Raw genomic sequence first — 12,351 nt, 5'->3', positions numbered from 1 at the left:
ATGACAGATCACGTCCAGCAAACCACACCGGCGCGCAAGCCTTCGCGGCTTGCCCGCTGGCGCCAGAGCGATCTCTGGTGGTCCTTCACCCACAAGCCTTCGGCAATCATCGGCGCGATCATCCTTACGTTCCTGATCGCGACCGCCTTTGCAGCACCTTTGATTGCGCCGCAGAACCCCTTCGATCCGGCTCAGCTCGAGCTCTGGAACTCCGAGCTGCCGCCGATCTGGGAGGCCGACGGCCAATGGCCTTACGTGCTCGGCACCGACACGCAAGGGCGCGACATGCTCTCGGCCATTCTCTATGGCTCGCGCATCTCGATCCTGATCGGCGTCGCCTCGGTCGTGCTTTCGCTCGCCGTCGGCCTTAGCCTCGGCCTCGTTGCCGGCTATTTCGGCCGCTTCATCGACAACTTCCTGATGCGCATCGGCGACGTGCTTCTGTCGATCCCGACGATCCTGATCGCCATTCTCGTCAGTGCCGTCGCGCGCCAGATGCTGCCGCCGGAACTGCGGGACGTCGGCTCTGCCGCCGTTTTGGTGCTGGCGATCACACTCAGCGCCTGGGTGCAATATGCCCGTACCGTGCGCGCCCAGACGATCGTCGAGCGCGGCAAGGAATATGTTCAGGCGGCGCGTCTTCTGAAAACTCCAGCGCGGCGCATCATGCTGAAGCACATCCTGCCGAACACGCTGACGCCGATCATGGTTGCTGCGACCCTGAACTTCGGCATGGCGATCCTGACCGAAGCGACGCTTTCATTCCTGGGTATCGGCATGCCGCCGAGCCAGCCGAGCCTTGGAACGCTGATCCGTCTCGGCAACCAGTTCCTGTTTTCGGGCGTATGGTGGGTGGTGCTCTTCCCCGTCGTCCAGCTTTGCCTTCTCGTGGTTTCGGTCAACCTTCTCGGTGACTGGCTGCGCGATGCGCTCAATCCGAAATTGAGGTGAATGATGTCCAATCTCCTGATCCGTAACGTCAGGCCCAATGCCGGCGAAGCGACCGACATCCTCGTGCGCGACGGCAAGATCGCCGCCTTCGGCAAGGGTATTTCCGCCGATGGCGTGGCCGTGGAAGACGGCAACGGTCATATCGTGATCTCCGGTCTGATCGAGGCGCATACCCATCTCGACAAGTCGGTCTGGGGCATGCCCTGGCACGTCAACGCCAAGACCGCAACGCTGCGCGAACGCATCGATTTCGAACGCGAAAAGCGGCTGGAAATCGGCATCGACCCGCACCGTCAGTCCATGCGCCAGGCGATCATGCTCGCTGCCAATGGCGCAAGCCACATCCGCAGCCATGTCGACATCGACACCACCCACGGCCTTCGGCTGATGGAAGGCATCATCGAGACCCGCCAGGTGCTGAAAGATGTCATCGATATCGAGGTCGTCGCATTCCCGCAGTCAGGCCTCGTCACGCGGCCCGGCACTGTCGAGTTGCTCGACAAGGCTCTGAGCAATGGCGCGGAAGTCCTTGGCGGCATTGATCCTTGCGGCATCGATCGCGACCCGAAGGGCCATCTCGACGCGATCTTCGGCCTTGCCGAAAAACATGGAAAGCCGATCGACATTCACCTGCATGAGCAGGGCGAACTCGGCGCCTTCAGCATGGAGATGATGTTCGAGCGCATCCGCGCGATCGGCATGCAGGGCAAGGTCGCAATCAGCCACGCCTTTGCGCTCGGCGCACCGGATTATCTGCGCGTCGGCGGTCTCATCGAACAGATCGCCGAACTCGATATCCGTATCGTCACGACAGGCTCTCCGTCTTCGACCGTGCCTTCGATCCTGCGTCTGAAGGATGCCGGCGTGAAGGTTGCTGCCGGCTGCGACGGTATCCGCGACACCTGGGGTCCGTGGGGCCAACCCGACATGATGGATCGTGCGCGGATCCTCGGCATGAAGAACGGCCTGCGCCGCGACGTCGATCTCGAACATGCGCTTTACGTCTGCTCCAAGGGCGGCGCCGACGTCATGGATATCAAGGGATATGGCCTCGATGTTGGCTGCGATGCCGATTTCACCCTGCTCACCGGCGAGACGCTGGCGCATGCCGTCGTCGACGTCGCGCCGCGGCCGCTGGTCGTCAAGCGTGGCCGCGTCGTCGCCCGCAACGGCGTTGCGGAGGTGGCGATCCCATGACCAACATCAAGGATTTGACGCTCGGTGAGCGCGCCGAAGGACGCACGCTTCTGACAGCACAATGGGTGCTCGGGCACCGCGACGGTTCGCACCGGCTGATCCCGAACGGCGAAGTCGTCATCGAGGGCGGCACGCTGCTCTATGTCGGCCCACGTTTCGAAGGAGAGGTGGCACGCCGCATCGATCTCGGCGCAGCCATGATCAGCCCCGGGCTCATCGACCTCGATGCGCTGTCCGATCTCGACACGACGATCTTAGCGATCGACCATCAGCCTGGTTGGGCCAAGGGTCGCGTCTGGCCGCTGAGCTACATCGAGCGCGGCCCCTATGAGATGTACACGCAGGAGGAGCTGGCGTTCCAGAAGCGCTTCGCCTTCGCGCAGCTTCTCTTGAATGGCATCACCACCGCAGCGCCGATCGCCTCGCTTTTCTATCGCGAATGGGGCGAGACCGTTGCTGAATTCGCCGCCGCATCCGACGCCGCAGGTGACCTGGGTCTTCGCGTTTATCTGAGCCCGGCCTATCGCGCCGGCGGCATGATGGTGACGGCGCCGGGTCAGCTCGAAGCGATCTTCGACGAGGCAAGGGGTCTGAAGGGCCTTGACGACGCGATTGGCTTCATCCGTGACCATGAAGGTCGCCATGGTGGCCTGGTGAAGGGCCTGCTGGCTCCCGACCGGGTGGAAACCTGCACCGAGAAACTGCTGGTGCGCACCGCCGATGCGGCGCGCGACCTCAATTGCCCGATCCGGCTTCATGCTGCGCAGGGCACGATGGAGGTCGACACCGTCCGCCGCCTGCATGGCAAGACGGCGCCGGAATGGCTGGCGAGCTTCGATTTCTTGAGCGACCGGCTGATTGCGCCGCATGCGACCCAGGCGACCGACAACGATCTGCGTCTCTATGCCGAAAACGGCGTGAGTATCGTGCACTGCCCGCTGGTTTCGGCCCGCGGCGGCAGCACGCTCAACTCGTTCCGCTCGGTCAAGGCCCGCGGCGTCAATATTGCCATGGGCACCGATACGACGCCGCCGGACATGCTCATGAACCTACTCGTCGGCCTGATCGCTGCCCGCGTCGTCGAAGGCGACCCGTCAGCCGTCAGCTGCGCCGATCTCTTTGATGCTGCGACACTTGGCGGCGCCAAGGCCCTCGGTCGCTCGGATCTCGGTCGCCTGGAAACGGGCGCCCGTGCCGATATTGCCGTGTTCGATCTCATGGACCATCACATGGCGCCGGCGATCGATCCGATCACGACGCTCGTCGTCGGTGGTTCCGGACGCGTCACCAAGGCGGTCTTCGTCGATGGCCGTCTGTCGATGCGCGATGGCGAGGTGGCAGGCTTCGACATGAACGCGGCACGCGCGCAGGCACAGGTCCAGTTCGATGGCCTGATTGCCAAGTATCCGGAGCGGAGCTTCGGTCACCCGCCTGTCAGCGAGATCTTCCCGCCGAGCTACCCATTGGAGGTGCAGCGATGACTGAACATACCTCATCGGCCGTGCTCGACGTGCGCGGTCTCTGCGTCGAATTCCCTGGCCGCCATGGAACGGTGCAGGCGCTATCCGACGTTTCGCTCAGCATTCGCCCCGGCGAAATTCTTGGCGTCGTTGGTGAATCCGGCGCCGGGAAGTCGATGACCGGTCTTGCCGTCCAGGGTCTTCTGGAGCCGCCTGGCCGCATTTCCGGCGGCGAGGTCTGGGTCGGCGGCCGCCGCATCGACCAGCTCGACGACAAGCAGATGCAGCAGGTGCGCGGCCGTCAGATCGGTGCGATCTTCCAGGATCCGTTGACCTCGCTGAACCCGCTCTTCACCGTCGGGGCGCAGCTTGTTGAGACCATCCGCCTTCACCTGAAGCTTTCCAAGGCCGATGCCAAGGCGCGGGCGATCCAGCTCCTGAAGGAAGTTGGCATTCCGGCGCCCGAGGCACGCTATGACCACTATCCGCATCAGTTCTCGGGTGGCATGCGCCAGCGCGTCGTCATCGCCCTGGCACTTGCCGCGGAACCGAAGCTGATCATCGCCGACGAACCGACGACGGCGCTCGACGTTTCGATCCAGGCGCAGATCACCTCGCTGCTTCGCCGTCTTTGCGACGATCACGGAACGGCGGTCATGCTCGTCACCCACGACATGGGCGTGATTGCCGAGACGGCCGATCGCGTCGCGGTCATGTATGCCGGGCGGCTCGTCGAAATCGGCCCTGTCGCCGAGGTGCTGAAAAACGCCCGTCATCCCTATACGCGGGGCCTGATGGGCTCGATCCCGGCGCTTGGCCGCCGCGTCGAGCGGCTGAACCAGATCGACGGTTCCATGCCGCGGCTGAACGCGATCCCCGCCGGCTGCGCCTTCAACCCGCGCTGCCCGGATGCCGGGCCGCGTTGCCGCAAGGATAGGCCCGAACCGGCGCCGGTCGGGACCGGCGTCGCCGCATGCTGGCTCAATGCAGGAGGAGTGCTATGAGTGATGCCCTGACGGTCAACGACCTGACCTGCAACTTCGACGTTTCGGCACCCTGGCTGAACCGGGTCATCGAGCGCAAACCGCGGCAGTTCGTGCGCGCCGTGGACGATATCAGCTTCAGCGTGCCCATGGGCGGCTGTCTGAGCCTCGTCGGCGAATCTGGCTGCGGCAAGTCGACGGTGGCGCGGCTGGTCACAGGTCTTTATCGCGCCAGCGAAGGCGAGGTGCGGTTTGCACCGAGCAAGAACGGCGAGCCGCTCTCGGCCCAAATGATCTTCCAGGATCCCTATGCAAGCCTCAATCCGCGCTGGCGGGTGCGCAACATCATCGCCGAACCGCTGCGCGAGTTGAAGCTGCGCAACTCCGAAGCCGAGATCATGGACCGGGTCGGCGAACTGCTGACGATCGTCGGCCTTGCGCCCTCGGACGGTGCCAAGTTCCCGCACGAGTTTTCGGGAGGCCAGCGCCAGCGTATCTCGATTGCCCGCGCGCTTGCCGGCGAGCCGGAGTTCCTCGTCTGCGACGAGCCGACCTCGGCACTCGACGTGTCGGTCCAGGCGCAGATCCTCAACCTCATGCGCAAGCTGCAGGACGAGATGGGGCTGACCTATCTGTTCATCAGCCACGACATGAGCGTGGTTCGCCACATGTCGGACCGGATCGCCGTGATGTATCTCGGACGCATCGTCGAGGAGGCAGACACCGAGACGCTCTTTGCCAATCCGAGGCATCCCTATACCCAGCTGCTGCTGGAGACGATCCCGGATATTGCCCATCCAAAGCGCGGGCGCAGCATTGCGGCGAGCGAAGTGCCGAGCCCGCTGAACCCGCCGTCCGGCTGTACCTTCCATCCGCGTTGCCCGTTTGCAGACCAGCGCTGCAAGAGCGAGCGGCCGGAGATGCGCAGCTTCGCTGACGGCTCGCGTGCCGCCTGCCACCGCATCGAAGAAACTGTGAAGGCGATCAACGCAGCGTAACGCCCACCTCTTTCCCTGAAGACTTGGGCTCCGTGTCGTACCAGTCGCGGAGCCTCTTTTTTGCCGCCGGCGATTTTCAGTATTTGCGCCAAGCAGTTCGCATGCCCCTTTCGCATCGCTGTCGTGGGGCAAGTGCTAGGCTGCTAACCGGAATTCAACGAAATAGACCGATGACCATTCCCGGGCTCCAACACTCACGTTAGGGTAGGGGCCAATGGTCGGACCGCTTCCCGCTCGGGACATCCGGCCGGGATCGAAATGCGTTGATTTGAAGAGTTGGCTTATGAACACGACCTCCGACACCGATTTCCCCGTCCTCAATGCCGTTGAAGCCCGCGTTCTCGGATGCCTGATCGAGAAGAAGGAAACGACGCCCGACGTCTATCCGCTGACGCTCAATTCGGCGCATTCGGCTGCCAACCAGAAAACGGCGCGCGATCCCGTCATGGCGCTCGAGCAGGTCGAGATCCACCGCGCTCTCTCGTCTCTGGGGCAGAAAGGGTTGGTCCGGCAAGCATTTGCCTCGCGGGTCGAGCGCTACGAGCACCTCGCAGCCAACCGCTTCGCGCTGACGTCGCCGCAGATCGTCGTGCTCGGCCTGCTTCTTCTGCGCGGCCCGCAGACGGCCTACGAGCTTTGGGCGCGCAGCGAGCGCATGGCGCGGTTCTCGTCGATCGAGGAGCTGAAGGACAATCTGGATCTGATGATGGGCCGCCGGCCGCCGCTCATCGTTCAACTGAACCGGGGTGCCGGCCAGCGCGAAGACCGCTTCGCGCATCTCTTGTGTGGTGAAGTCGAGCAGCCTGCCGAAAGGGCGGCCGTGTCGTCGGCGCCGAGCGGTTCGGCCCTATTGGCTCTCGAAGAACGACTGGAAGCGCTTGAGCGGAAGGTGGCGACGCTCGAGGAGCAGCTTGACGCCCTGACGCGCTGACAGCACGGCGCCGGAAACAAAATGTCCCGGGCGCCAATGCGCCCGTTGACATATTCGGATGCGCTCAGCTGGCGTCGACCAGCCGGCAGGCCGGCGCTTCCTTGGCGCGCGGATAGTCGTACGCACCGACCTTCGAGGTGACATAACCGCCCCCGACGAGCGCCTCGGCAAGCTTCACGGCTGCCGTCACGCCGTCGATCACAGGCATGCCGGTACGCGCCTTCAGGCAGTCGCAGAGCTCAGACATACCGGCACAGCCGAGGATGATCGCTTCGGCGCCATCCTCCTGGCGTGCTTTCAGGATCTCCTGAACCAGCATCTCCTCGGTGTGGGCGAGATCCTCCTCCAGCGCCAGCACGGGCATGTCGACCGATCGCACCTTTCGGCAGCGATGGCCGGCACCGTAGGCCTCGGCGAGGTCCTCGATGATCGGCACGGAGCGGGGCAGGGTGGTGATGATCGTAAAGCGGGTCGCAATGTTCATCGCCACCTGCACGGCCGCCTGGCAGATGCCGATGACCGGACCGCGAGCGATCTCGCGTGCAGCGCCAAGTCCGGGATCGTCGAAGCAGGCGATTACATAGGCATCGATGCCGCGCGCTTCGCCTTTGCGGATTTCCGCAAGCATCGCTGGCACAGCCATCGCTTCGTCGGCATGGCCTTCGATGCTGGCTGGGCTCGATGTCGGGTTGATCGATTCGAGCTGGGTGTCGGATGCAGCGACGCGCTCGGCGCTGCGATGCGCCTGTTCGGTCATCGAGCGGGTGGAGTTCGGATTGATCAGCAGGATACGCATGGATCAGCTCGTCTTCCGCATGGCGTTTGCAAGGGGGGCATAGGCGGTAATGTCGGGCGTCGGCATGACGAACTGACGATCCGATGTGATGTAGTTGTTGGCGTGCAGCCGTGCGATCGGCTGGTATTGGGACGGGTCGACGTAGCGGCCTTCCTCGTCGAGGCAGTCCTTACGCACGTGCATATGAACGACCTCGCCGAGAACGATGACGCGGCGGTCATATTCGATCAGCCGCTCAACGCGGCATTCCATCGAGCAGGGTGACTCGACGATACGGCGGGCGCCGACCTTGAGGCCGTCAGCCGCCGTCAGTCCGGCGATTGCCACTTCGTCGACATCCGGCTCGAAGGACAGGCCGCAGACCAGCATCTGGTCGGCGATCGCCATGTCCACCATGTTGACGACGAACTCGTTGGTGCGCCGGATATTGGCGACCGTGTCCTTCTCTTCCCCGTTCGGGCGGGTCTGGATACCGAGAATGACGATCGGCGGGTCGTGCGAGAAGACATTGAAAAAGCTCATCGGCGCGGCATTGTCCTGTCCGCTCGGCGAGAGCGTCGAGACCAGCGCGATCGGTCGCGGACCGATGAAGTTCGTCAGCAGGCGGTAACGGTCCTGGGCCGGCAGTTCTGTGAAATCGAAGTCCATCGGAGCTCTCAATTGGCGCCGCGGCCCGGTCTATTTGCCGGTCGCACGGTCGTGTTTAAGCGGTTGCCATTGCACATCAAGTTGCGGTACACAATATTGTCTACAATTTTGTAGTCAATATCTAACTGCAGCGGATGGAATTGACTTTGAGCGCCGCACGGCGAGAGTAAGCGAACGGCTAAGGGAGATTTCATGTATAACGCGGACGAAGTCGCCGGTGCTCCGACGGCGATCATTTGCGAGAAGATCTGGCTTGCGATTGCAGAGCGTCGGCTACGGCCGGGAACGCGATTGAAAGAAGAACAACTTGCCGAAATATTCTCCGTCAGCAGGGCTCGCATCCGCCAGGCACTGACCGCGCTCGAGCGCGATGGCCTGGTGACGATCATGCCGAACCGGGGCGCCTTCGTCTCCGAGCCTTCGGTAGACGAGGCACGCGATGTCTTCGTTGCCCGCAGGGCGATCGAACAGCGGGTCGTCGAGCGGCTTTGCGAGCGCGCCAATCCCAAGGATATCGTCCGGTTGCGCGCCCATATCGAAGAGGAGCGCATTGCCGGCCGATCCGGCAATCTCTCTGATATCGTTCGGCTTTCCGGTGGTTTCCACCTGTTGCTCGCGGAGCTTTCGGGGTCTGCCTTCCTCTTCGGTATCCTGCGCGACCTCGTGTCCCGGACATCCCTGATCACCGCAATGTACCGGTCGAACCACCTGCACAATTGCGGACCGGACGAACATCTGGCCGTGGTCGAGTACATCGCGTCACGCGACGTCGCGAGCGCGATCAAGGAAATGGCCGAGCACCTGAACCACGTCGAAGCGGAGCTGGACCTGGACGAGGAGAAAGACCAGCCCCGCGATCTTCGCACCGCATTGCTTTGATGCGGCGCGCGCGACCCATTGCACCGCACTTTAGAGGAGGCGGTGCCTGCAAGCAGACTGAAGGAAGATATGACCAACCGTAGTTACTATGCGCCGCATGGCGGCAACCCGCCCCAAACCCAACTCCTTTCGGATCGCGCGGTCTTCACCGAAGCCTATGCGGTGATTCCGAAGGGGACGATGATGGACATCGTCACCAGCTATTTGCCGTTCTGGGACAAGACCCGGCTGTGGATACTGTCCCGGCCGCTCTCCGGTTTTGCTGAAACATTTTCACAATATATCATGGAAATCGCTCCGGGCGGCGGCAGCGACCGGCCGGAACTCGACGAAGGCGCCGAGGGCGCGATCTTCGTCGTCGAGGGCGAATTGACCATCACGCTCGACGGTAAGGCGCATAAGATGCAGCCGGGCGGCTTCGCCTTCATTCCGCCGGCGAGCAACTGGACCGTTCGCAACGGAAGTGAAGCGATCGTTCGCTTCCACTGGGTGCGCAAGGCTTACGAGTACGTCGATGGCCTGCCCGCGCCGGAGGCCTTCTTCACCAACGAGGCCGAAATCATTCCGTCGCCGATGCCGGGCACGGAAGGCAAGTGGGCAACGACCCGCTTCGTCGACCCGACGGACCTGCGCCACGACATGCACATGACGATCGTCACCTTCGAGCCCGGCGCGATCATTCCCTTTGCCGAGACGCACGTGATGGAACACGGCCTTTATGTGCTCGAAGGCAAGGCCGTCTACCGGCTCAATCAGGACTGGGTCGAGGTCGAGGCCGGCGATTACATGTGGCTGCGCGCTTTCTGCCCGCAGGCCTGCTATGCCGGCGGTCCGGGCAAGTTCCGCTACCTGCTATACAAGGACGTGAACCGCCACATGAAGCTGCGCTCGGGTTAAGCGAGCCCACTCTAGGATAGACAAAACCGCGCGTTCCACCGAACGCGCGGTTTTTCTTTGCAATCAGATGACTATGGCGGCAGTCGCACCCCGTTGTTTAACGGAAGGGCACGTTCACCTTCTCAGTCCACCAGTTGCGGATCGGCCGGCTGCAGGCTGCGCGGCTGGAGACGCCTGAGCGTGTTGCCGGTCGGGTTCTTGTCGAGGTGGAGCACGCGGGTAAAGAAGTCGCTGCCGCGTTCGGTGCGTCCGATGTTGACGATCGCAACACCTTGAAGCTCGTCGTCCATGAACTTCAGCACGCGCTGGTAGGCGTCGTCCTCAAGGGTATCGAGCGCTTCGTCGATGATCAGCCAGCGCGGCTTGTGCAGGCTGAGCCTAGCAATGGCGAGTAGGCGCTGCTCGGCCTCGCTGAGGTTCATCTGCTTTCGCGCATCCTGGTCGAGCCGGCCGCTCAGGCGGCCAAGGCCGACCTTCGAGAGAACGGCGGCGAGTTCGCCCTTGCTGTAGGTATCGGGCGGGCTCGGATAGGCGAGCACTTCTCCAAGCGTGCCCGGCGGGAAATAGGGAGACTTCGGCACAAAGGCGAGGCCGTCGTCGACCGGCAGCGCAATGCGGCCGTGCCCCCAGGGCCAGAGCCCGGCGATCGCGCGGAAGAACGGCGCCTTTTCCACCTCCGGCGCGCCGGTGACGAGCACGCGTTCGCCCGGATCGATGGTGACGCTCGGTTCGCGAAGTTGGATGCAGCCGGTCGGCGAGACGATCTCGATGTTGTCGAAGCTCATCTGCGGCGTATCGGAGGTCCTGAAGTCGATGCGCTTGTCGCCCTCATGCCGTTCGTCGGTCATCAAGAGAGCCGAGCGGAAGGCGGCGACGCGCAGCAATGTGGCGCGCCAGTCGGCGATCGCGCCGATATTGTCGACGAACCAGCGCAGCGACGCATGCACCTGATTGAAGGCGCCGACGGCCATCATCAACCCACCGAAGCTCAGATCGCCGGCGAAATAGACCGGTGCGGCAATGACGATCGGCGCAACGACGGTAATCCAGCCATAGCCGCCGGTCACCCAGGTGAGCCGCGTCACGGCGCGCAGCAAGCCGTAGCTGATCTCGAGCACCGAGGCGAGGTCGCGCTGCAGCCGCTTTTTCTCGTTGGCTTCGCCTGACGAAAGCGACACGGCTTCGATATGTTCGTTGACGCGCATCAGCGAGAAACGCAGCGCCGCCTCCCGGGCATAGTGTTCGCCATTGAGCGCCACCAGAGGCCGGCCGACGAGCCAGCTCAGCCAGGAGGCGGTGCCGGCATAGAGGATCGCGGCCCAGACCATGTAGCCGGGAATGTCGAAGGAATAGCTCGCGACATGGAAGACGAAACCGTCGGACAGCGACCACAGCACGCCGATGAAGCTCACCAGCAGAATGCCGGATTGGAAGAGGCCGATCGAAAGTCCGGCCGAGAGATCGGTCAGGTGGCGCGCGTCCTCATGGATGCGCTGGTCCGGGTTGATGCCGATGGCGCCGGCATTCGCCAGCCGGAACGCACGCGTCGGGCGCATCCATTCAGTGATCAAGTCCTGGGTCAGGCCTTCGCGCAAGCGCAGCTTGATGACCTGGCCGAGCCAGGTTTGCAGAACATTGAGAACGAGAAGCACGCCGGCGATCTGGGCGAAGACGACGAGTTGATGGAGAAAGGCCGGAAGGTCGCGTCGCTCGAGCGTGTCGTAGAACGGCTTGTACCATCGGTTGAGGATGATCTGACCAAAAGCCGTCACAACGATGACAACGGTGATGCTGATGCTCAGCCCAATGATCTTGTTGCGCAGTGGCGAGGCCATGAAGGCCCGATGCATCATCCGCAATTGATCACCGAGGGATTGTTCGTCGCTTGGTTCTATCCGGCCGCTATTTTCGCCGTTCGTCCGGTTCGACATCGGTGCGAATCTCTCCTTCCCGGTCTCCTCAAGTAGAATATAGCCTGCCTTACCCTCTCTCCCTAGCGCGGATTGGCTGCGCCCACGTGTAACCGCGGTCACAGCGCGGATCGTTAAATCCGTGTCAATGCGGCATGCTGCCCGAATTGCGGCCGGAAAGTTGAATTGCACCCCTCCCAGAGGGTTCATAGTTTCGTGAGCGAGGTCGAAACACGGCACTGAGGGAGGAACCGGCATGTCGGCGCATCTCGATCAAATCCGCGACCAGCAAAGAGAGACCCGGGACCCCCGGCTAGAAGAAGTGGGACGCACTGGTGCTCGGATGGCTCGCGCCGTTCGGTGAGGCGATGGTTCGGCAGGCGGCCATCAAGGACGGTTATCATCACTGGTCGCTGAGGGCGGATCGCGAGAAAGCCTCCGACACACTTATTGATTGAGGGCTGGCGAAACGGCGACGTCAAGTACCGATACCGAAGCTCGGGCAGGTAACCCCCACCACGCCCGGTGGCAGGGTCCCGTCGTCGGGACGCGCGGACCACGTCAGGCTGAAGCCGTCGGTGCAGCCCGCTGGGGATTGCGCTTATCGAGATTGGTCGGCTTGGTCGGACATCCATCGTGTAGTGCCTTTGGCGGCTACGACGTAAAGAAGCCGACGGCGCTGACCATCAGCGACAGGCCCT

11 protein-coding genes are annotated in these 12,351 nt (G+C 63.0%); 8 read left to right on the top strand and 3 right to left on the bottom strand.

Annotation, left to right across the window (positions count from 1 at the left end; genetic code table 11):
- From AC3WVQ_RS24850 to AC3WVQ_RS24825, 6 genes are all read left to right on the top strand, one after another.
- Window positions 1-951 (top strand): ABC transporter permease, encoded by a 951-nt coding sequence (locus AC3WVQ_RS24850; protein WP_060529200.1) that lies wholly within the window; start codon window positions 1-3, stop codon window positions 949-951.
- Between the two features lie 3 nt (window positions 952-954).
- Window positions 955-2,148, top strand: coding sequence for an amidohydrolase family protein (locus AC3WVQ_RS24845; protein WP_159416118.1), 1,194 nt, complete (start codon window positions 955-957; stop codon window positions 2,146-2,148).
- Window positions 2,145-3,629 (top strand): amidohydrolase family protein, encoded by a 1,485-nt coding sequence (locus tag AC3WVQ_RS24840; RefSeq protein WP_159415963.1) that lies wholly within the window; start codon window positions 2,145-2,147, stop codon window positions 3,627-3,629. The genes AC3WVQ_RS24845 and AC3WVQ_RS24840 overlap by 4 nt, the downstream gene beginning before the upstream one ends.
- The gene (locus AC3WVQ_RS24835) at window positions 3,626-4,612 is read left to right on the top strand and encodes an ABC transporter ATP-binding protein (protein WP_034797922.1); all 987 of its coding nucleotides are present in this window, start codon (window positions 3,626-3,628) and stop codon (window positions 4,610-4,612) included. The genes AC3WVQ_RS24840 and AC3WVQ_RS24835 overlap by 4 nt, the downstream gene beginning before the upstream one ends.
- Window positions 4,609-5,589 (top strand): ABC transporter ATP-binding protein, encoded by a 981-nt coding sequence (locus tag AC3WVQ_RS24830; RefSeq protein WP_492383104.1) that lies wholly within the window; start codon window positions 4,609-4,611, stop codon window positions 5,587-5,589. The genes AC3WVQ_RS24835 and AC3WVQ_RS24830 overlap by 4 nt, the downstream gene beginning before the upstream one ends.
- 283 nt (window positions 5,590-5,872) lie before the next feature.
- A complete protein-coding gene (locus AC3WVQ_RS24825; protein ID WP_112772743.1) occupies window positions 5,873-6,520 on the top strand; it encodes a YceH family protein in 648 nt (215 codons plus the stop codon).
- Between the two features lie 64 nt (window positions 6,521-6,584).
- Here AC3WVQ_RS24825 and AC3WVQ_RS24820 read toward each other — a convergent pair whose 3' ends face one another.
- Window positions 6,585-7,316, bottom strand: a complete 732-nt coding sequence (locus AC3WVQ_RS24820; RefSeq protein WP_492383103.1) for an aspartate/glutamate racemase family protein — start codon at window positions 7,314-7,316, stop codon at window positions 6,585-6,587.
- Window positions 7,317-7,319: 3 nt separating this feature from the next.
- On the bottom strand, window positions 7,320-7,964 hold the full coding sequence (locus tag AC3WVQ_RS24815) for a flavin reductase family protein (RefSeq protein WP_192493642.1): 645 nt from the start codon (window positions 7,962-7,964) through the stop codon (window positions 7,320-7,322).
- 192 nt (window positions 7,965-8,156) lie between these two features.
- On the opposite strand from AC3WVQ_RS24815, the gene AC3WVQ_RS24810 reads away from it, so the two are divergent.
- Together AC3WVQ_RS24810 and AC3WVQ_RS24805 are read left to right on the top strand one after the other, a co-directional pair.
- Window positions 8,157-8,843 carry a GntR family transcriptional regulator gene (locus AC3WVQ_RS24810; protein ID WP_060521105.1) on the top strand — a complete coding sequence of 229 codons (687 nt, stop codon included), beginning with the start codon at window positions 8,157-8,159 and terminating at the stop codon, window positions 8,841-8,843.
- A 69-nt stretch (window positions 8,844-8,912) separates the two neighbouring features.
- Window positions 8,913-9,740, top strand: coding sequence for a bifunctional allantoicase/(S)-ureidoglycine aminohydrolase (locus AC3WVQ_RS24805; RefSeq protein WP_342242760.1), 828 nt, complete (start codon window positions 8,913-8,915; stop codon window positions 9,738-9,740).
- A 122-nt stretch (window positions 9,741-9,862) separates the two neighbouring features.
- On the opposite strand, the gene AC3WVQ_RS24800 is transcribed toward AC3WVQ_RS24805, so the two are convergent.
- Window positions 9,863-11,671: an ABC transporter ATP-binding protein/permease gene (locus AC3WVQ_RS24800; protein WP_342242761.1), complete on the bottom strand. Its 1,809-nt coding sequence runs from the start codon at window positions 11,669-11,671 to the stop codon at window positions 9,863-9,865.
- Window positions 11,672-12,351: the final 680 nt, after the last annotated feature.

The organism is Ensifer sp. EB106-05-01-XG146 (genome assembly GCF_058791875.1).
Note: the sequence above shows the minus strand (reverse complement) of the source record. Positions and strands in the feature narration are given on the sequence as shown.

Bases quoted from the DNA above. Each gene is read 5' to 3' on its own strand.
- AC3WVQ_RS24805 (WP_342242760.1), top strand. From the start codon at position 8,913: ATGACCAACCGTAGTTACTATGCGCCGCATGGCGGCAACCCGCCCCAA.
- AC3WVQ_RS24800 (WP_342242761.1), bottom strand. From the start codon at position 11,671: ATGTCGAACCGGACGAACGGCGAAAATAGCGGCCGGATAGAACCAAGC.
- AC3WVQ_RS24815 (WP_192493642.1), bottom strand. From the start codon at position 7,964: ATGGACTTCGATTTCACAGAACTGCCGGCCCAGGACCGTTACCGCCTG.
- AC3WVQ_RS24830 (WP_492383104.1), top strand. From the start codon at position 4,609: ATGAGTGATGCCCTGACGGTCAACGACCTGACCTGCAACTTCGACGTT.
- AC3WVQ_RS24850 (WP_060529200.1), top strand. From the start codon at position 1: ATGACAGATCACGTCCAGCAAACCACACCGGCGCGCAAGCCTTCGCGG.
- AC3WVQ_RS24845 (WP_159416118.1), top strand. From the start codon at position 955: ATGTCCAATCTCCTGATCCGTAACGTCAGGCCCAATGCCGGCGAAGCG.
- AC3WVQ_RS24825 (WP_112772743.1), top strand. From the start codon at position 5,873: ATGAACACGACCTCCGACACCGATTTCCCCGTCCTCAATGCCGTTGAA.
- AC3WVQ_RS24820 (WP_492383103.1), bottom strand. From the start codon at position 7,316: ATGCGTATCCTGCTGATCAATCCGAACTCCACCCGCTCGATGACCGAA.
- AC3WVQ_RS24835 (WP_034797922.1), top strand. From the start codon at position 3,626: ATGACTGAACATACCTCATCGGCCGTGCTCGACGTGCGCGGTCTCTGC.
- AC3WVQ_RS24810 (WP_060521105.1), top strand. From the start codon at position 8,157: ATGTATAACGCGGACGAAGTCGCCGGTGCTCCGACGGCGATCATTTGC.
- AC3WVQ_RS24840 (WP_159415963.1), top strand. From the start codon at position 2,145: ATGACCAACATCAAGGATTTGACGCTCGGTGAGCGCGCCGAAGGACGC.